Annotated in this window: 14 protein-coding genes and 2 riboswitches; of the genes, 13 read left to right on the top strand and 1 reads right to left on the bottom strand. The window is 68.1% G+C overall.

Annotated features, from left to right (window positions below):
* Positions 1 to 40: 40 nt before the first annotated feature.
* From OV287_RS32065 to OV287_RS32100, 8 genes are all read left to right on the top strand, one after another.
* Positions 41 to 910 carry an alpha/beta hydrolase family protein gene (locus tag OV287_RS32065; protein ID WP_267537845.1) on the top strand — a complete coding sequence of 290 codons (870 nt, stop codon included), beginning with the start codon at positions 41 to 43 and terminating at the stop codon, positions 908 to 910.
* A 75-nt stretch (positions 911 to 985) separates the two neighbouring features.
* Positions 986 to 1,202, top strand: a riboswitch (cobalamin riboswitch).
* A gap of 277 nt (positions 1,203 to 1,479) precedes the next feature.
* Positions 1,480 to 2,847, top strand: a complete 1,368-nt coding sequence (locus OV287_RS32070; RefSeq protein WP_267537846.1) for an aminotransferase family protein — start codon at positions 1,480 to 1,482, stop codon at positions 2,845 to 2,847.
* Positions 2,844 to 4,403 (top strand): aldehyde dehydrogenase family protein, encoded by a 1,560-nt coding sequence (locus OV287_RS32075; RefSeq protein ID WP_267537847.1) that lies wholly within the window; start codon positions 2,844 to 2,846, stop codon positions 4,401 to 4,403. The genes OV287_RS32070 and OV287_RS32075 overlap by 4 nt, the downstream gene beginning before the upstream one ends.
* A 3-nt stretch (positions 4,404 to 4,406) precedes the next feature.
* On the top strand, positions 4,407 to 5,759 hold the full coding sequence (locus OV287_RS32080; protein WP_267537848.1) for an acetyl ornithine aminotransferase family protein: 1,353 nt from the start codon (positions 4,407 to 4,409) through the stop codon (positions 5,757 to 5,759).
* Complete coding sequence (locus tag OV287_RS32085) at positions 5,756 to 6,664, top strand: CoA transferase subunit A (RefSeq protein ID WP_267537849.1); 909 nt, start codon at positions 5,756 to 5,758, stop codon at positions 6,662 to 6,664. Before OV287_RS32080 ends, OV287_RS32085 begins: the two co-directional genes overlap by 4 nt.
* Complete coding sequence (locus OV287_RS32090; protein WP_267537850.1) at positions 6,654 to 7,427, top strand: CoA-transferase subunit beta; 774 nt, start codon at positions 6,654 to 6,656, stop codon at positions 7,425 to 7,427. The genes OV287_RS32085 and OV287_RS32090 overlap by 11 nt, the downstream gene beginning before the upstream one ends.
* A 26-nt stretch (positions 7,428 to 7,453) precedes the next feature.
* Positions 7,454 to 8,656: a thiolase family protein gene (locus OV287_RS32095; protein WP_267537851.1), complete on the top strand. Its 1,203-nt coding sequence runs from the start codon at positions 7,454 to 7,456 to the stop codon at positions 8,654 to 8,656.
* Positions 8,657 to 8,667: 11 nt separating this feature from the next.
* Positions 8,668 to 8,976: a hypothetical protein gene (locus OV287_RS32100; protein ID WP_267537852.1), complete on the top strand. Its 309-nt coding sequence runs from the start codon at positions 8,668 to 8,670 to the stop codon at positions 8,974 to 8,976.
* A gap of 80 nt (positions 8,977 to 9,056) precedes the next feature.
* Here OV287_RS32100 and OV287_RS32105 read toward each other — a convergent pair whose 3' ends face one another.
* Positions 9,057 to 10,337, bottom strand: a complete 1,281-nt coding sequence (locus OV287_RS32105) for a hypothetical protein (RefSeq protein WP_267537853.1) — start codon at positions 10,335 to 10,337, stop codon at positions 9,057 to 9,059.
* 146 nt (positions 10,338 to 10,483) lie between these two features.
* A riboswitch (cobalamin riboswitch) is annotated at positions 10,484 to 10,703 on the bottom strand.
* 103 nt (positions 10,704 to 10,806) lie between these two features.
* On the opposite strand from OV287_RS32105, the gene OV287_RS32110 reads away from it, so the two are divergent.
* The 5 genes from OV287_RS32110 to OV287_RS32125 all read left to right on the top strand — a co-directional run bounded on the left by OV287_RS32110 (position 10,807) and on the right by OV287_RS32125 (position 19,057).
* Positions 10,807 to 11,274, top strand: coding sequence for a GNAT family N-acetyltransferase (locus OV287_RS32110; RefSeq protein ID WP_267537854.1), 468 nt, complete (start codon positions 10,807 to 10,809; stop codon positions 11,272 to 11,274).
* Between the two features lie 139 nt (positions 11,275 to 11,413).
* Complete coding sequence (locus OV287_RS56245; protein ID WP_308809755.1) at positions 11,414 to 13,192, top strand: AsmA family protein; 1,779 nt, start codon at positions 11,414 to 11,416, stop codon at positions 13,190 to 13,192.
* Positions 13,189 to 15,063: a hypothetical protein gene (locus tag OV287_RS56250; protein ID WP_308809756.1), complete on the top strand. Its 1,875-nt coding sequence runs from the start codon at positions 13,189 to 13,191 to the stop codon at positions 15,061 to 15,063. Before OV287_RS56245 ends, OV287_RS56250 begins: the two co-directional genes overlap by 4 nt.
* Positions 15,060 to 15,599: a DUF1318 domain-containing protein gene (locus tag OV287_RS32120; protein WP_267537855.1), complete on the top strand. Its 540-nt coding sequence runs from the start codon at positions 15,060 to 15,062 to the stop codon at positions 15,597 to 15,599. Before OV287_RS56250 ends, OV287_RS32120 begins: the two co-directional genes overlap by 4 nt.
* Positions 15,593 to 19,057 carry a TolB-like translocation protein gene (locus OV287_RS32125; RefSeq protein WP_267537856.1) on the top strand — a complete coding sequence of 1,155 codons (3,465 nt, stop codon included), beginning with the start codon at positions 15,593 to 15,595 and terminating at the stop codon, positions 19,055 to 19,057. Before OV287_RS32120 ends, OV287_RS32125 begins: the two co-directional genes overlap by 7 nt.
* Positions 19,058 to 19,182: the final 125 nt, after the last annotated feature.

The raw sequence follows: 19,182 nt of genomic DNA on the forward strand, positions 1-19,182 counted from the left end.
GACCAGTTCGAGCCACGTGCGACCGAGGAGTTCCCTGATAATGAGTGCGCTGCCCCCTGGCGAACGGATGACGCTCCTCGCATCGGACGGCTATTCGCTGACCGCTATGCGATTTGGAGCGGGTTCTGCGCTCCGCGGCCACATCGTCGTGGCCGGCGCGACCGGCGTGCCGCAGACGTACTACGCGCGCTTCGCCGGGTACGCGGCGAGCCGTGGTTTCACCACGCTCACGTTCGACTATCGCGGCATCGGACAGTCGAAGCCCGAGTCTCTCGCTGGCTTTGAAGCGTCGTTCGTGGACTGGGCGCGGCTCGATCTCGCGGCGGCTGTCGAGCAGATGGCCAGCGACACGGTCCCGCTCTTCGTCGTCGGCCACTCGTTCGGTGGGCATGCGATCGGGCTGCTCCCGAACGAGGACGACGTGGCCGCACATTACGTCTTCGGAGCGGGCGCGGGGTGGCACGGTTGGATGACGCCGCTGGAGCGTGTGCGCGTGAAGTTGATCTGGAACGTCGTCCTCCCGCCGCTCGTGCGATGGAAGGGATACCTGCCGTGGAGCCTGCTCGACATGGGCGAGGATCTGCCGCTCGGCGTGTACCACCAATGGCGGCGCTGGTGCCGGTATCCGCACTACTTCCTCGACGATCCGACCGCGACGGAGCTGCGGGAGCTGTGCATGCGCGTGCGTGCCCCGCTCGCCGCGGCAAACGCCCTGGATGACGCGTGGGCGCCGCCGCGCTCGCGCGACGCGTTTCTCCTCAATGCCTACCGAAACGCCCAGGTCGATCTCATCGACATCGATCCGCACGACTTTGGACCGATCGGGCACATGGGCTACTTCCGGCGAACCGCAAGCCCCCTGTGGGAGCGCGCGCTCGACTGGTTCGCGGAGCGCCACATCGAAGGGTGATGCGGTGCGCGAACGCCGACCTGGCGCGAGTCCTGCCCGCCCGTGCGTTGCTTGACAGGTCAAAGACGCGGGCGGTATAGACCGCGCCATGCTGGTGCCGGGGCCTTGCGCCCAGGCTTGAAAGGGAACCCGGTTTGAATCCGGGGCTGCCCCGCAGCGGTATGTGAGAACGACCCTCGTCACATGCACTGGTCCTCCTGGAGGACTGGGAAGCGACGAGCAGTAGGAAGCCGGCGGCTGTATCGCCGAAGCGCTCACGAGCCCGAAGACCTGCCCGCATCCCCGCGTGGGAGAAATCCACGCGAGGTCTAGACCTGGAGCCTCGAGGGGAGGCGGGAAGGTCCGAGCGCCTGGGGCACGGTCCATCCGTTCATTCTCCCATCGCTCGGGTACTGACTCTCCCTCCCATCGCGTCTACCAGTCCGCCCGTGGGGGCGGAGGTCGGTCAACGGCTCCTCGCGGGGCCGGATGCGCCGTGGGCTGGCGCGTCGTGACGGAGCTCCATCCACGCGGGTTCACACCGGGCGGCCGAACCGCTCGGAGAGGGCCGACGTCGTGGAGGAGCACCAATGCGCAGCGAAGCGGAGACCCGACCTACCGTCCGCTACCCGGATGGCCACGTACTGTTGCGGCAGCTCAACCGCGACTTCCCCGTCGTATCCCACGGCGAAGGCGTCTACCTCTTCGATACACGGGGCAGACGCTACTTGGATGGTTCAGCCGGCGCGCTGGTCGCCAGCGTGGGACATGGCAATCGGGAGGTGGCCGACCGCATCCACGAGCAACTCCTGCGCGTCGCGTACGTCAACGGCAACCACTTCACCAGTGACGCCACCGAGACACTCGCCGCGCGCCTTTGCGCCGATGCTCCCGGAGGGCTGAGCCGCGCCGCGTTCCTCGGCTCCGGCTCCGAGGCGACGGAGGCGGCGGTGAAGTTCGTCCGCCAGCTCTGGGTGGAGCGTGGCCAGCCCCAGCGCGCCAAGGTCATCACCCGCGTCCCCAGCTACCACGGCAATACCCTGTACGCGCTCTCGCTGTCGGGGCGGCCCCACTACAAGAAGTTCTTCGGGCCGATGCTCTCCGAGGTCGTCACCACGGCCGCACCCTACCCGTACCGCTCGGGGCTGGAGGACTACGAGCGCGACGGCACCGCGCACTACCTGCGGCTGCTGGAGGAGACCCTGCTGCGCGAGGGGCCGGAGACGATCGCCGCCTTCATCGCCGAGCCCGTCATCGGCTCCTCGGCCGGTGCGTCGGTGCCACCGCCCGGCTATTTCGAGCAGGTGGGGGCGCTCTGCCGCAAGTACGGCATCCTCACCATCGCGGACGAGGTGATGTGTGGCTGCGGACGCACGGGGCGCTTCTTCGCCAGCGAGCAGTTCCACTTCACGCCGGACGTGCTGGTGCTCGGCAAGGGACTCAGCGGCGGCTATGCGCCCCTCAGCGCCGTGCTCGTGCGCCAGGAGCACCTGGAGGAGATGCGCCAGGGCTCCGGTGGCTTCATGCATGCCCAGACCTACCTGCAGGCGCCCTGCATGACGGCCGCGGGCGTCGCGGTGCTCGACTACTACGAGAAGCACGGCCTGGTGGCCCACGCGGCGCGCGTCGGCGCGTATCTCCAGCGGCGGCTGCGCGAGGCGCTGCTGCCCCTGCCGCATGTCGGTGCCGTGCAGGGTGTGGGCTTGATGGCCGGAGTGGAACTGGTCGAGGACAAGGAGTCCAAGCGGCCCTTCGCGCGCTCGCGCAAGGTGGTGGAGCGGCTGCTGGCCCTGCTCTTCGAGGACGGGCTCATCCTGTGGCCCAACACGGGCCATGCCAACGGCACCGATGGCGACCTGGTGATGGTGGGCCCGCCGCTGGTCATCACCGAGGCCGAGGCCGACGAGTTGGTGGAGAAACTGGTGGCGGGCATCACCCGCCTTGGGGAGCGCCCATGACTTTTCGAATCACATACTCGGTTCTCGACGCGGATCTCTCGGAGCTTCATCGGCAGTTCGACGCGGCCCTCATGGACGTGCGCGGTGGGCTCGGCGGGGAGTACCCTTCCTGGGTGGGCGGCACAGCCCTCCGGAGTGGAGACCTCCTGGAGAGCCGCAACCCCGCGGCGCCGGAGGAAGTGCTCGGACGCTTCCACCGCACGCCCGTGGCCGAGGTGGACCGGGCGGTGCGCGGAGCCCGGAGCGCGCAGCGGGTGTGGGGCGCCACGCATTGGGCGGAGCGCGTCCGCATCCTGAGGCGGGCTGCGGACCTGCTGTCCGAGCGCCGGCTGGTGCTGGCGGCACGCATGACGCTGGAGGTGGGCAAGAGCCGGCTCGAATCACTGGGGGACGTGGAGGAGTCCGCGGACCTGCTGCGCTACTACGCCAGCCAGCTCGAGGAAGCCCAGGGCTTCGCACGACCCATGGCACGGCTGTCCCCGCACGAGGACACGCGCAGCGTGCTCAGGCCCTACGGCGTCTTCGCCGTCATCTCTCCCTTCAACTTCCCGCTCGCGCTCGCGGCGGGGATGAGCGCGGGGGCGTTGCTCGGCGGCAACGCGGTCATCCTCAAGCCCAGCGAGGAGACGCCCTGGTGCGCGGAGGGACTCCACCAGGCGCTCGTGGACGCGGGCCTGCCGGACGGTGTCTTCCAGGTCCTGCACGGCGAGGGCGAGACGCTCGGCGCGGCCTTGGTGCGCCACCCTGGCATCGATGGCGTCACCTTCACCGGCAGCAGGGCCGTGGGCGCCGACATCCAGCAGCGGCTCCTGGCCGGGCGCCCCAGGCCCTGCCTGCTGGAACTGGGCGGAAAGAACCCCGCCATCGTCTGCCGCGACGCCGACCTGGAAGCGGCGGTGGACGGTTGCTACCGCTCCGCGTTCGGCCTCTCCGGCCAGAAGTGCAGCGCGCTCTCCCGCATCTACGTGCATGAGGACCTGCGCGCCGACTTCCTCGCGCGGCTCGCGCGCAAGGCCCGTGAAACGGCGGTGGGAGACCCCAGCCTCGCCTCCGTGTACATGGGCCCCGTCATCAACGCCGCGGCGGTGCGCCGCTTCGAGCAGGCGGTGACCGAGGCCCGGCGAGAGGGTGTCATCCACGCGGGCGGGGAGCAGCTCCGCATCGGTGGCGCACAGGCCGGGGGGCACTTCGTCGCGCCCACCGTGGTGGAGCTGCCGCACGGGCATCGCCTGATGCGCGAGGAATTGTTCCTGCCCTTCGTCGGCGTGACGGGCTTCCGCTCACTCGAGCAGGCCGTGGAGCAGGCCAATGACTGCGAGTACGGACTCACCGCTGGCATCTTCAGCCAGCGGCCCGAGGACGTGGAGTTCTTCATGGACCAGGCCGAGGCCGGAGTGCTGTACGCCAACCGCCGCACGGGGGCCACGACCGGCGCATGGCCCGGCGTGCAGCCCTTCTGCGGTTGGAAGGCGAGCGGCTCCACCGGCAAGGGCGGCTGCGGTCCCTACTACGTCGCGCAGTTCATGCGCGAGCAATCCCAGACCCGGATGGGCTGAGCCATGCAAACCCTCTATCCCGAAGTGAAGGTCGCGCCTCCCGGTCCCAACGCCCGCGTCATCATCGAGCAGGACCGGCGCTACGCCTCGCCCTCCTACATCAAGGAATACCCCCTGGTCATCGAGCGCGGCGAGGGGCCCTGGGTGTACGACGTGGACGGCAACCGTTTCCTGGACTTCATGGCTGGCATCGCCGTGACCTCCACGGGCCACTCGCATCCCCAGGTGGTGCGCGCCATCCGTGACGCTTCCGAGCGCTTCCTCCACATCTGCGGCACGGACTTCTACTACGACGTGTTCTCCCGGCTCTGCGAGCGGCTCGCCGGCTACCTGCCGGAGATGGGGCCCAAGAAGGTCTTCTTGACCAACTCCGGGACCGAGGCCGTGGAGGGTGCGCTCAAGCTGGCGCGCTACCACACCCGCCGCCCGTATGTGATTGCCTTCAAGGGCGGGTTCCACGGCCGCAGCTACGGGGCGCTGTCCCTCAACTCCTCCAAGGTGACCCAGCGCGCCTTCTTCGGTCCGCTGCTGCCAGGCGTCATCCATGTCCCCTACGCGAACCCCTACCGCTGCGCGCGTGGCTGCCCGCCCAACGCGTGCGAGCCCTCCTGCAACGCGGCCCACGCCTTGGAGAAGGACTGGTTCGTCAACCACGTGGATCCGCGTGAGGTGGCGGCCATCTTCGTGGAGCCCATCCTCGGCGAGGGAGGCTACGTCGTCCCTCCCGCGAGCTTCCTCCAGGAGCTGCGCCGCATCTGCGACCAGCACGGCATCCTGCTCGTCTTCGATGAGATCCAGTCCGGCATCGGCCGCACGGGCCGGATGTTCGCCGCGGAGCACTTCGGGGTGATGCCGGACATCCTCCTGTCCGCCAAGGGCATCGCCTCCGGCATGCCGCTGGGCGCCATCATCGCGCGAGAGGACGTCATGACGTGGCCGCGCGGCTCGCATGGCAGCACCTACGGTGGCAACCCGCTGTGCTGCGCGGCGGCGCTCGCCACCCTGGACGTGGTGGAGGGCATGCTGGAGGAGGTGCGCGCCACCGGCGAGCTTCTCCAGGAAGGCCTGCGCGGGCTCCAGCGCCTGCACCCGGTCATCGGCGACGTGCGCGGCGTGGGACTGATGGTGGGCGCGGAGTTCGTCCAGCCGGGGACCCGCGAGCCCGCGGCCACCTATGTCGCGGAGCTGGAGCAGCTCGCCTTCCAGAAGGGCCTGCTCCTGCTGTCCTGCGGCAAGTCCACCATCCGCTTCGCCCCGCCGCTGGTGGTGCGCCGACATGAGGTGGAGGTGATGCTCCACATCCTCGGCGAGTGCATGGACGTGCTCGATGCCCGTCACCCCGAGGTGCGCACGTGAACAAGCTCCGCTCGATGAAGGAGGCCATCGCCGACTCGGTGAAGCCGGGCAGCTCCCTGGTCATCGATGGCTTCACCCATCTCATCTGCTTCGCGGCGGGCCATGAAATCATCCGACAGGGCATCTCCGGCCTGACCGCCATCCGGCTCACCCCGGATCTCGTCTACGACCAGCTCATCGAAGCGGGCTGTGTGAAGAAGCTCGTCTTCAGTTGGGCCGGCAACCCCGGCGTGGGCAGCCTGCACGCGCTGCGGCGCCGCAGTGAGGCCGGTGCCGCGGAGCGGCTGGAGTTGGAGGAGTACTCCCACTTCGGGCTGCTCTCGCGCCTGCTCGCGGGCAGCGCCGGGCTTCCTTTCTGGCCCCTGCGCAACTACTCGGGCGGAGACATCGCCTCGGCCAACCCCGCCATCAAGACGGTGCGCTGCCCGTACACCGGCACCGAGCTGGCCACCGTGCCCGCGCTCCATCCGGACGTGGCCATCATCCACTGTCAGCGCGCGGACTCGCAGGGCAACGCGCAGGTGTGGGGCCTGCTGGGCTCGCAGAAGGAGGTCGCCTTCGCCGCCCGGCGGGTCATCGTGGTGGCGGAGCAGATCGTCCCCACCGAGGTGCTGCGCAAGGACCCCAACCGCACGGTGGTCCCCGGCATCATCGTCAGCCACGTCGTGCATGAGCCGTGGGGTTGCCACCCGAGCTTCGTCCAGGGCTTCTATGACCGGGACAACGACTTCTACGTGAAGTGGGAGGACATCTCGAGGCAGCCCGAGACGTACCGGGACTACCTCGAGGAGTTCGTCCATGGCGTCGCGGACCGGCAGGGCTACTTGAAGCGGCTGGAGTCCGGACTGCTGGAGCGGCTGCGCGCGAAGGCGCGTGTCTGTGAGGGGGTGGACTATGGGTACTGAGCCAGGAGCCGGCGCCACCGCGTCCGAGCACATGGCCTTCCGCGCGGCCCAGGAGCTGCGCGATGGCGACGTCGTCTTCGTGGGAATCGGGCTGCCCAACCTCGCGTGCAACCTCGCACGGGCCACGCACGCCCCCGGGCTGTTCATGATCTACGAGTCCGGTGCCGTGGGGGCCATCCCCGAACGGCTGCCGGTGTCCATCGGCGACCCCTCGCTGGTGACGGACTCGCTGGCGGTGGTGAGCCAGGCGGACATCTTCCAGTGCATGCTCCAGCGCGGGCTCATCGAGGTGGGTTTCCTCGGGGGCGCACAGGTGGACCGGTGGGGAAACATCAATACCACCGTCATCGGCGACTACGCGCAGCCGAAGGTCCGCCTGCCCGGCAGCGGTGGGGCCTGCGAGATCGCCGTCCATGCACGCCGTCTGCTCATCGTCATGCGAATGAGCCGGCGCACCTTCGTGGAGCGGTGCGACTTCATCACCAGCCCGGGCCACCGGATGAACGGGAAGACCCGCAAGGAGCTCGACATGCCGGGTGGAGGGCCCACGCGCATCATCACCGACCTGGGCGTGCTCTCGTTCGACGCCACCGGCGAGGCAGTGCTCACCGAGGTGTATCCGGGCGTCACCGTGGAGCGGGTGAAGGACGCCTGCGGTTGGCCCCTCAAGGTGGCCGAGGAGCTGAAGACCGCGGACGCCCCGGCGGCACCAGTGCTGCGGCTGCTGCGTGAGCGGCTCGACCCGAAGCGGCTCTACCTCTGATGTCCGGCCTCGCCAGGAGCCTTTCCATGTCTGAAGCCTTCATCGTCGACGCGGTACGAAGTCCCATCGGGCGCCATCGTGGAGCCCTCCGGTCCGTGCGGCCCGATGACCTCGCCGCGCACGTGCTGGCCGCGCTGTTGGCCCGTAGCGGGCTGGACTCCGCGCAGGTGGACGAGGTCGTCCTCGGCTGCGCCAACCAGGCCGGTGAGGACAACCGCAACGTGGCCCGCATGGCGCTGCTGCTTGCGGGGCTGCCCCTGTCCGTTCCCGGCGTCACCGTGAACCGCCTGTGCGCCAGCGGGCTGGAGGCCGTCATCCAGGGCTGCCGCATGATCCGCCTCGGCGAGGCGGACGTCGTCCTGGCGGGTGGCGTGGAGTCCATGACGCGCGCTCCCTGGTCCATGCCGAAGCCGGAGGAGGGCTTTCCTTCCGGCAAGTGGGAGGCCTGGGACACGGCGCTGGGCTGGCGCTATCCGAATCCCCGGCTCGCGGAGCGCTTTCCCCTGGAGGCCATGGGGGAGACCGCGGAGAACGTGGCCGAGCAGTGGCGCATCTCCCGTGAGGACCAGGACGCCTTCGCGCTCGGTTCCCATCGCAAGGCGGTGGACGCGCAACGCGCGGGGCGCTTCGGCGACGAGCTCGTCGCGGTGGAGGTGCCCCAACCCAAGGGCGCACCGGTGCGGGTGGAGGCCGACGAGGGCCCGCGCGTGGACACGTCGATGGAGAAGCTGGCCTCGCTCAAGGCCGCCTTCAAGAAGGGGGGCAGCGTGACGTCGGGCAATGCGTCGCCGCTCAATGACGGCGCGGCGGCGGTGCTGCTCATGAGCGAGCGGGCCCTCCAGGCCTCGGGCCGGGTACCCCTGGCGCGTTTCGTGAGCAGCGCCAGCGCGGGGGTGGATCCGCGATTCATGGGAGTGGGCCCGGTGCCCGCCACGCGCAGGGCACTGGCGCGGGCCGGCTGGGGGGCCGGTACGTTGGAGCTGGTGGAGCTGAACGAGGCGTTCGCGGCCCAGGCGCTCGCGTGCATGAGGGATCTGGAGCTGGACCCGGAGCGCGTCAACGTCAACGGCGGCGCCATCGCCCTGGGCCATCCCCTGGGCGCGAGCGGCGCCCGTATCGTCACCACGCTGGTGCACGAGATGAAGCGACGCAGCGCCCGCCGAGGGCTCGCCACCCTGTGTGTCGGCGTGGGGCAGGGACTGGCGATGACCCTGGAGCGTGTCACGTGAAGGAGAGCGCCATGACCGACGGCCTCCGTATCTTCCTGGACACGACGACCACTCCCAGCGGCTGGGTCTACCGCCTCACCGGTGGAGGGCGCCAGTTCGAGTCCGGTGCCATCACCTCGCTGGACGCATTGTCGGATGTCCTGAGCCGCCATGGCGCACATCTCACGGACGTGCCCTGGACGGAGCTGCCGACGTTCGGCGGGCCGCCCCCTCCGCGCACGGACGGCGTATGGAGCTGGGACGAGCGGCGCCTGCTGGTGGGTCCTCGGCCCGACTCTCTCCAGCTCCACCCGCGCGACGGTCAGACCGTTCCCGAATAGGTCCCCGGGGATGAGCAGGTCCACCCCCCGGCCCATCCACCGTCAGGACGGGCCAGGGGGCCACCTGCGCGACGCGCGGCCTACTGTGTTCGTAGCTGGAGGCGTACGAGCCGGCGGCCGTTCTTGTCCTGCACGCCGAGGAGCAGGTCCTCGCCCAGCGGGGCCGTGAGGACCACGCGGGTGCAACTGTCGGCGACATCGAGCACCGGCTCGGCCGTGCCCACCACTACGGCCGTGTTCCCCGAGCCCGTCAACGTCAGCGGGACACGCACGATGCTCCGGGGACGCGCGGAGTAGTTCTCACCATCATAGAAGCCCCGAAGGATGGCCACGCCCGCGCCAAAGCCGGAGGCGCCCAGGACATCGTCGGACTTGAAGAACTCGGGTGTGTCCGCGCCGGTCAGGTTCACGCTCGTCCCGGCCGAGAGCGCTGCCGTGTACGTGGCCGGGGCCACCGCGTGCAGGTAGTTGTTGTAGCCCTCGGCGTAGCCGAACGCGGCGATGCCATTGCTCGCCAGGGCGTTGTAGCCACTGAATCGGGCCGCGGCCGGGAACGTGGCCAACGTCGTGCCCTGGAACGGAGTGCTTCCCGTCTTCAACGCGTAGATGGCGGGAGTGCTTCCGCTCACGCCCTCGATGTTCAGGCTGTTGATGAGGAACGCGCCCTCCACGCCAACCACGGAGTAGTTTCCCGTGGAGGAGACATAGGTGGACGCGCCCGGGGACGAGGTGTCGTAGATGGCCAGTTTTCCGGAAACGTCCGCCAGCGTGTAGCCCGCCGTCACCCGGACACCATCGCTGGCGAGGAAGCCACTGAGGAAGCGCGTGGCTCCCTGGTCGGCTGGCGCGACGATGGGGTAGAGCGGCGTGGTGCTGGCGACGATGTTCGGCCAGGTGCCGAGCGCGTAGATGCTCTCATCGCTGTTCAGGCCGTACAGCGCGGGCGTCGCCGAGCGGGTGAGCGGAGCGATCGCGCCAATGCCCGCGGGCAGCGGGGCGGACTCGGCGGCGGTGAAGCCCGCCTGGAGCTGCAACGTGCCAAGCTTCGCATCATGCGGCGCGGACGCGCAGGTGATACCCGCGTCCGTGCCGGCATCCGTACCCGCGTCCGTGCCGGCATCCGTACCCGCGTCCGCCGATGTCCCGCCATCTGGCACCGGCGTGGACGGGATGTCCCGCGGGACGCACTGGTTGGACTCGCACACATACCGTTTGTCCACACCAGGGCTGCCCAGCCTCGCGCAGTCGAATTGATCGACGCACTCGGGCTCGCAGCCTGTGGCCAACACTCCGAGCAACAACGCGCACAGAGCCCATGGGGCCCGGTCCGGGAACCCCGCCTTCTTCATGTCCGTCATCATCCGCATGCAGCTCCTCGCCCCCTCGGGCGCAGTTGGCCTCGGCGAGGACAGGACGGAGGATGCATGGGGAGCACGGCCTGATGGATGCAGGACGCACACGACCGCGCATCCGCCGCCTCCCCTCGGAAGCCTCGGTTCATGCCGTGCCAGAGGCACGGGTCCTGGCAGGTTTTCGGACTCACGGGCTCGGGGATGGCGGTGAGCCTCCCCTTCTACTGGCCGTCGCTTCCCAGTCCTCGTCACGAGGACCAGTGCTCTTTGACGGCGGTCGTTCCCGTACACCGCTGCGGGGCAGTCCCGGAGTCACACCGGGTTCCCTCAAGCCCCCACTGCATCGTGGAGGAACCAAGGACGCGTGGGGGGATATGGCGGCGGGGCTCCTGTTGTCAACACGAGCGGGCCCAGCGTGCCGATGCCCCGCTGCTCTGCGACGGGGCCCATGCCCGTGGTAGAAGTGGTGAACCTGCCTATGAGCCTGCCCTTGAGGTTCCACCTTGATGACCTCTCCGGTGAGCCGACCCGCGCCCTGATCGCCGGGCACCTCGCCGGCATGCACGCGAACTCCCCCCCGGGAAGCGTGCACGCCTTCGACATCGACAAGCTGCGGCAACCCAACGTGACGTTCTGGTCCGCCTGGTTCGGGGAGGAGATCGCCGGCTGCGGAGCGCTCAAGCGCCTCGACGCCCAGCGCAGCGAGCTCAAATCGATGCGCGTGGCCGACGCTTTCCGCGGACGTGGAGTCGGGAGGGCGATGCTCGAGCACCTCATCGCGGAGGCGAGGCAGAGGGGCGCACAAAGCCTGTGGCTGGAGACGGGCTCGTCCGCGGCGTTCATTCCCGCGCTCCGGCTCTACGAAAGTGCAGGCTTTGTCCGCTGCGGCCCGTTCGACGGTTACACCGACGACCCCTTCAGCGTGTTCATGACGCGGGCGATCTGACGAGGCCGGTTTGCAAGAGCCGGACCCGCCGAGTCCCGGCGATTGAAACCCGATTCCGCCACATGGTAGGACGCGGGTGAGGGCTCGATCCCAACCGAACATCATGGACTCCTCTGGAGCTGGACGACCTCGCCAGCGGTTGGCTCGAATCATCGCAGGCGTGCTCCTGCTTCCCGTTGTGACCCTCGCGCTGGTGCTGGTCACGGCGGTGGCCGCTCTGCACAACCTCGACCGTCCCTGGCTGAAACAGCGCATCGTCTCCAGGGTTGAAGCGGCCACCGGCCTGCAGTTGGACTACCAAGCAATACAGGTCTCCGTGCTCTCCGGCCTGCGGCTGGAGGGGCTGGTGGTTCGTACCCCGTCGCCGTTTCAGACCGTCGCGCCCGAGCTGCTGCGCGTCGGCACTCTCGAGGCGCAATGGTCGCCCCGATCTCTGCTGAGTGGGACCACCCAGGTGGAGCGAGTGGCGGTACGGGACGTGGCCTTTACCCTGGTGGCCGACGATGCAGGGCCCTCGTCTTTCACTGGATTGACGGGGCCGGAAGCCCCTGAGCCGCCTCCCGCTGAAGCGCCACTCGGAGCCTCTCAACAGGCCGCTGCCCTCCTGGCCTCCGCGCCTCCCGTTGGGAAAGTCGAAGTGTCGGGCGTGGCGTTGAGTTACATCCGTGTTCGGAACGGTGAGGTGCTCGAGCGCTGGGCTTTGCGTGGACTCGCAGCCGCAGTCGAAGCGAAGCATCAGGACGGTGGATGGAAGGTCTTCGCGAACATCGGCCAGGCCGGGACGCCGCTTTCACTGGAGTTGAGCCGTGAAGGCGCAGCCCTTCCGTCAGCCCTGGCCCAGCTGGAGCTGACCCTCTCGGCGGAGGCAGGGGCGTCGGCCGCGCGCGCGCGGGTAGACCTCGATGTCGCGCGGCAGACTTTCGATCCTCAGTTCACGGTCCGCGCCCTGCTGCACGGCACAGCCTCTGCGAAGTTCGATGGTGAGAAGCGGCACATCGCCATCGAGCTGGACCGCACCCAGCTGACCGACAGCGCTGAAGTGCAAGCCCAGTTGGTGCTTCCGGATGCAGCGGAGGTTCCTCCAGTCGTGACGCGGGCCTTGGCGGATGTTGATCTCGGACGGCTGCTACATCAGGTCCCCGCTGATTGGCGTCCGTTCTCCATCGAGCGCGGCAAAGTGCATCTGGACGCCCAGGAGGTCACGCTCAGCGCCATGCCGCAGCTGGGAGCCCAAGGCAAACTCGAGCTGGACGTCGACGTCACCGAGTTCCAGCTCGTTCAAGACGCTCTTCGGGTGGCACTCGACGGTGGGCGCGTCTCCTTGCTGGCGACACCCGATCCCCAAAAGGGGCTGGCCGCTCAACTCTCATTTGCGCTCCAGGGGCTCGATGTCAGGGGGCCCACCACGCTTCGTGTTCCGAAGGCCCACGGCGAATTGAAGGGTCACCAGCTGCGGCCAGACCTCTCCTCGCCCATCAAGGTTGCGGGGGATGCGGCCCTGTCCGGAATGGTGGATGCAGTGGACGTCCGCGACTCAGGGCTCCGTGCGACTGCTCAACGTTTGGGATTTCATCTCCATGCCCCCTTGGCGGGTGAGCCGCCCTTCGCACTGAAAGCGGACGTGCCCGTGGAGGGGCTCCAGGTGGTCACGGCGGATGGACGCGAGGTGCTGAATGGCCCCGTGCACGTGAAGCTCAACGTGTCGGACGCGTTCCCTCTGTTGGACGAGCCGCAGCTGAGCCGGGCCCGCGCCCGTCTGGAGCTCGACGTTGGCTCGGTGCACGCGTCGCTGGATGCCACCAAAGGGACCCACGAGGTGGCGTACACCCTGGCCGTCCAGACCCCGGACCTCGCCGCCGCTCGGCCCTTCATCCCCGAATCGGTTGCCGCACGCATTCCTGGCAGCACCTGGCCGTGAAGCTGGCCTCCACGGGCAGACTGGCCGCGCTCTTCTCCTCCTCGCCGCGATTGGAGCACCGAACGGAGCTGCGCCTGCAGCGACCGGGGTGGGACGACGTGTCGGCCAGCAACGTCGCCGTCGTGGTGCGTTCGCAAGGAGATACCTGGCGGCACAAGGGAGAGCTGGACCTTCAAATCGAAGGGCTGCGCGTCGGTGAGAACGACGCGGGTTCCCAGCACCAGACATTGACGCTGGACCTCGATCGCCGAAAGCCGTCGCTCCGGCTAGGGCTCACCAGCCATGCAGGGCTGAAGCTCGCACTCGATGCCGCACTGGCGTTCGACCGAAAAGCCCGCGCGCTTCGCTGTGACATCAAGGGCGACCTTCCGCCGCTCGGTGCACTGACACCTCTCTTGGCCAAGGCTCAGGTTCCCGCGGAACTGGATCCCTCGCGGCTCGCGCTGAACGTCGAGCTGCATGGCACGCTGCTCGGCGTGCTCACGGACATCGCCGCCGATGGAACTCCGAGCATGGTCCCCTCCCCTCTGCGTACTGCCAGCTTCGAGGGAAAGGCGGTGGTGGACGTGCGCGGCATCCGCTGGAGACAAGCTTCCCAGTCGCTCAACCTCCCCGCTCTGCATTGGGAGGTCGAGTCGCTTGCCGATGGGCCACGGCGACTCGTCCACAGCAACCTGACGGTGGAAAAACTCTCGGTGGGTATGAGCGAGCGCCGGCTGTCATTCGCCGACGTGTCCAGCGACACCACCGCCACCTTCACCGAGAAGTTGGAAGCGGGCGAGATCGAGCTGAAACAACTCTTGAAGGTCCGCTCCCTCGAACAAAGGCCAGCGCTGCCCTACCCTGTTCAGGACCTGGAGTGGTCGTTCTCCGCGCGCCGTGAGCCCAATGGCGTCATTCACCTCCCCGACCTGCAACTGACCAATGCGGGGACAAGTACTCAGTTGAAAGTCAAAGGCCGGCTCGAGCTCAGCGACGACCGGCGGCGTCTGGCACTCCGCGGTGAGCTGGAGCAGGACATGTCCAAACTCACGCGGCCCGGCCTCATCGAGAGCAGCGGCAAGGTCACGGTCAATTTCCAGGTGGCTTCGCCCAACCTGGTGGTCTTCCGAACCCTCGCCGACCTTCTCCTCCACAACGTGAACCTGCGGCTACCGGAGTCGGGGGTTGCGATCGAAATGCTCGATGGCAGCGTGCCGCTGACCGAAAACGTGGAGTTCACCCAAGGCCAGGTGCAGCTGCTGAGCGACATCGACGTGAACCCGTACTCGATGCATCGGTTCGCCGACCAACACCCCTTGCTCTCACGCAACGGCTTCATCTCGGTGGGCAGCATCACCACGCCGTTCATTTCCATCGCCCCCATGGCCGGAAACCTGTCCATCAACCAGAGCAGGGTCTCCATCAGTCAGCTGGAGATGGGCGTCCGCGGTGGGCGTGTCACCGGACAGTGCATGTTGGACTGGCAGGGCAAGCACTCCACCCTGGAGGCACACGTGCGGGCGACCGGCGTGAAATCGTCCCGGGGCGAGCCCTTTGACGGCAATGCCGCCGTGGTCATCTCCGGCAAGGATCGCAGCGTCAACGGACGCGCGGAGATCCTTCGCATTGGCAACCGCCACCTGCTCGACTTGCTCGATCTCGAGGATCCGCGCCACACCGATCCCGCAACCAACCGCGTCCGCTACGCGTTGGGATTGGGCTACCCAGAACACGTACGGGTGAGCTTCAACCATGGCTTCGGCCGCTTGAGCATCACCATGGGCGGCCTGGCCAAGCTGCTCAGCATCGACGAGATCCGGGGAATCCCCATGGGTCCCATCGTCGACCGTCTCATCAACTCCATGTCCCCTCCGGAGGCCACGCCATGAAATGCTGCGGGTTGCTGCTGCTTGCCGCCCTCGCCTTTCCCGGGTGCATCCGCGCCCCTGAGATCGTCATGGTCGATCGCGCGACGGCGCTCGAGGAACAGGCCTCAGGCTCGTTCAAGGACGTGGAGCAGCGTCTCGCTCGCGCGGGCATGAGCCCGACGCCGGTGCCGCTCACGCCCAATCAACTGGAGGAGTTGGGCATCCAACCCACGCCGTTGGTCGAGAACACCGGCAAGACACAGGCGGACCGCGTCGACGAGCTGCTGCGACGCCACTGCGTGGGCGAAGGGCGGGACGGGTTGCTGGTGGACACCCGGCGCCAATGCCGAGCCGGACGCTTGTCGGCCGATGACGTCGCCCTGGTGGAGCGGGTGAACCGGGCCCGGCAGCAGCTGTGGCAGTGGATGCGGGCGGTCCGTCCTGGCGTGCCTCAAGAGGCGGTGCGCCGGAGCTGGCAACAGGTGCACGCGGAGGGGGTGGTGTGCGGCGGCTGGGTTGAAGCCAATGACGGCACCTGGGGAGAGAAGAAGTGCTGACGCCTCGTGGCTGGTGCTTCATGGCCCTGGCCGTTCTCCTCGCGGGCGGTGCCTGGGCGCAGGACGATGAGAACGACGGAGGCATCCGCACGCTCTCACGGCTCACCGTGGGCGTGGGAGACCATTTCCTGGGGCAGTTGGAGCCCAAGGGAAACAGGTTGATCTTCGTGTCCAATCGCAACATCGCGACCGAGATCTACGCACAGGATCTGGAACAGGGCCGCGAGCGCCGCCTCTTCGATGAAGGCGCCGACGTGACCTGGCCGCGGGTCAGTCCCGACGGCAAACACCTGCTCTACATTTCGTTCCGAAACCAGGCCAGCGGTCAGCTGTGTGTGCGGGAGCTGCCCAGTGCGGAGGGCCGCCGCTGCCTCGAAGAAGAAACCAGCGCGCTGCAGGCGGAATGGATCGATGCCTCGAATATCGCGCTGGTGAGCCGGGCGACCATCCAGGGCAATCTGCGACTGTCTCGGGTCTCGGTGGAGCGCAAGTTGAGCGTGACTCCCCTGCTCGATCGCAATCTGACCAGTCCCACCATCTCACCCGATGGGCGCTGGCTGGTGTACGTCCCGATCGAACGCTCGGTGCAGCAGGTAGGCCCCGGATTCGCCGCACGTGCCTCGCACCATTTGGAGGCACTTCGGCTGGATCGCCCCGGCGCGGCCCCCATACCGCTGGCGCTCAATCTTCCGGGACAGACCGGACAGCCGGTGTTCACGCTCGATGGGCGCTTCCTGTACGTGGTGCAGTTCTTCACGGACTCCAATGCGGACGGGGTGATCGACGCCAGCGACAGCGGAGTGTTGTTCCGGGTGCCTTTCTCCGCTGAGCGCGAGGACGCACCCGAGTTGGCCGCCGCCTCCAGTCCGAGCCAACTCACCAGCGAGGCCTGGAACTGCCAGTACCCAGCGCCCGCGGCCACGACACTCATCGCGACCTGTTCCCGCGATCGAACGCTGGATGTGTATCAACTGCCGCTGGACGGCCAGGTTCCCAGCACCTGGGACGTTCCTCGTCTCAGCGAAGAATTGAGAATGGTTGGCAAGCGCGCGGACCAGCTCCTGCTCTATCGCCACCGCCTGCTGCTCGAAGCCCGGCCCAAACCCCGCCGTCTGCTGATGATGCGCCTGAGCCAGCTCCACCTGGCGTTCGAGGACTTCGATGCGGCGGAGTTCTACGCCCGCCATATGTGTTCGGTGAGCGATCCCGCCACAGCGGGACTGGCGGAGCCGCTGCAGCTCCTCATCGCCCACCGGCGTGCCATGAAGGAGCGCGAACGCGGCCGTATGATGGACGAGCTGAACGACGCTGAACGGCAGCGCATGGCTGCGTTGGATCCCGCCGCCGCGCCCAGCCCGCCCTCCGCCGTCTTTCAACACGTGGTGCGCAGTGAACTGGCGGAAGCCGCCGGCGACTTCACGCTCGCGCGTCAGGAGCTGGAGGCAGCCCAGCTGACCGACACCACGCCGCGCGCGGTGCTGGAAGCCTATTTCGACCAGGCGGACTCGCTGTACCGCAAGCTTGACGATCGAGAGGCCCTGGTCGAAGCCGGCCGCCAGCTCTCCATGAACAAAGCGTTTCGTGACGACGACCAGCTCGACTTCGCTCGCGCCGCCGTCCGCGCCCTGTACCGGGGACGCCCCTACGACGAGGCGGATGCGGCCATGGCCCAGGCACTCGCCTCGGCCCCCCCTGGCTCGGCCTATGCGTTCGCCTTGGAGCTGGGCCGGCACGTCAACGCGGTGCACGAAGAGCGTCCCCCCCGCCCCGTCCGGGATGCCTTGATCGCGTTCTACCATCAGCAAACGGATCCCCTTCGCCGGCGAGCACTGGTGCAAGACGCCGTCGAGCGCGCGGCGGGCCTCGGCGCCGACGGCGTGCTGGAGGCGCTGGCAACCGTCTACGTCGACGACGCCCTGCCCGGTACCGAGGAACGCCGCCGGGCCGAACGGTTGTATCGCCGCGCGATCATGGGCCGCGCCTACCGCCGGTTGGGCAGGCAGCGCCTGGACGATGCCCGTGCGGACTTCGACCTCGTGACGCAACGGACTGGCTCACTGGAAAGTGCCATCGAGTCCATGAGCCTGCGTCTGCGTGCCGGCGTCAGCCCCGAGGTGGTGGAAAAGGAAGTCACCACCACCTCCGCCAGTATGGCCAGGCCGCTCACGCACTTCGTGAAGGCCTACCTCATGGCGCGCAAGTTGCCCAAGCTGGATGACCGCGCCCACGCCGAGATGGTGGCGGCGGCCGTGAAGGAGCTGCGCGCATCGTGGCAGGAGCTCAAGAACCAGCGCGCGGTTCATGCCCTCTATGGAGCCATTCAGCACGAGGACTTCCTCCGCGGTCACAATCCCTCCGCCGCCGAGCGCGCCAACCGGCACTACTTGATCGCCCTGGACCTGGTGCGAAACAACGTCCGTTACAAGGCGATGCTCCTCGGCGCGTTGGGTGTGTTGCACACCCAGGTGGGCAACTTCCACATCGCCCTGGGCTACCTCGAGCAACGAGACAAGTTGCCCTACGTGGACAACGCGGCGGGGCTGGCGGTGTCCCTTGCCCGCGCCCGGGCGCTCCTGCACGTCGGTCGCGAAGAAGAGTCAGCGCAGGCGGCGGATCAGGCCCTGGCCATGGTGGACGCCACACCGAAGCTGGCCAAATTCACCACCCTGGCACTGGATCGCGCAGCGCTCTACAACCTCGCCGCGGGCCGATTCGAGCGTGCGTTGGCGCTCTACGATCGCGAACTGCCCACCGTGGAAGCGGGCCCCAGCGACGCGGCGGGTCTGCGCAACCGGTTGGTGGTGCGGCTAGCCCGCTGCGCCGCGGAGCTGGGGGCGGGTCAGCCCCAGCGGGCGTTGGAGGACCTGGACAAAGTGGATCGCGACCTGGCAACCCCAGACGTGCAAGCCACGCTGAGATGGGCGCGCGCCACACCCCAGCACGTTCAGCGCTCCTATCGCATCATCGCCGCGGGACTGCGCGCCAATGCGGAGACCAAGCTTGGGAACCTGGACGCCGCCGCCCGCGCACTCGAACAGCGGCGTGAGCTGTTCCTGAAGCAGTTCGCCGAGTCGGATCGCGATGAGGACATCCGCGCGGTGACACTGGCGGAGATGCGACTGGCCGAGAATGCCGTGGATCGCCAGGACACGGCGCAGGCTGCCCGCTGGTTGGGCAAGGCGCTCGAGCACGCCGACACCCTGATGGAGCGCACCCACGCACCGGTCGATGCCGGTCAGCTCGGCGTGCTCTGGTTCGCAGCGCAGCTGCACTCGAATGGAAACACGAAGGTGCCTTTCGATGTGCCCAAGCGTCTGGGCCAGGCGCGACGTACCCTCATCGACCAGCGCGACCCCTCCTGGCGTGCATATCTGGCGTGGTTCGAGATCTACCTGGCGCTCAACGAACACCCGCCAGCAGAGGTCCGAGACGCCCTGCTGCTGCCCACCCAGCCATAGCCGGCCGGCGACCTCTGGAAGCTCCCCCCGGTAGAGGAGCCCCCTGACACAGGGGGCTCCAGCCCTGACAGCTGCATAGCGGAATCTTCCGTGGCCGCCGAAGTGCGGAAGGAAACGCTCCCCGG

The organism is Archangium lansingense, from assembly GCF_026626635.1.
In the GTDB taxonomy this organism is placed as follows: Bacteria; Myxococcota; Myxococcia; order Myxococcales; family Myxococcaceae; genus Archangium; species Archangium lansingense.

What these genes read in the sequence shown, in the direction of transcription:
- OV287_RS32120 (WP_267537855.1), top strand. Translation starts at nt 15,060, where the DNA reads ATGAAATGCTGCGGGTTGCTGCTGCTTGCCGCCCTCGCCTTTCCCGGG.
- OV287_RS32095 (WP_267537851.1), top strand. Translation starts at nt 7,454, where the DNA reads ATGTCTGAAGCCTTCATCGTCGACGCGGTACGAAGTCCCATCGGGCGC.
- OV287_RS32110 (WP_267537854.1), top strand. Translation starts at nt 10,807, where the DNA reads ATGAGCCTGCCCTTGAGGTTCCACCTTGATGACCTCTCCGGTGAGCCG.
- OV287_RS32065 (WP_267537845.1), top strand. Translation starts at nt 41, where the DNA reads ATGAGTGCGCTGCCCCCTGGCGAACGGATGACGCTCCTCGCATCGGAC.
- OV287_RS32080 (WP_267537848.1), top strand. Translation starts at nt 4,407, where the DNA reads ATGCAAACCCTCTATCCCGAAGTGAAGGTCGCGCCTCCCGGTCCCAAC.
- OV287_RS32100 (WP_267537852.1), top strand. Translation starts at nt 8,668, where the DNA reads ATGACCGACGGCCTCCGTATCTTCCTGGACACGACGACCACTCCCAGC.
- OV287_RS32105 (WP_267537853.1), bottom strand. Translation starts at nt 10,337, where the DNA reads ATGATGACGGACATGAAGAAGGCGGGGTTCCCGGACCGGGCCCCATGG.
- OV287_RS32075 (WP_267537847.1), top strand. Translation starts at nt 2,844, where the DNA reads ATGACTTTTCGAATCACATACTCGGTTCTCGACGCGGATCTCTCGGAG.
- OV287_RS32090 (WP_267537850.1), top strand. Translation starts at nt 6,654, where the DNA reads ATGGGTACTGAGCCAGGAGCCGGCGCCACCGCGTCCGAGCACATGGCC.
- OV287_RS32070 (WP_267537846.1), top strand. Translation starts at nt 1,480, where the DNA reads ATGCGCAGCGAAGCGGAGACCCGACCTACCGTCCGCTACCCGGATGGC.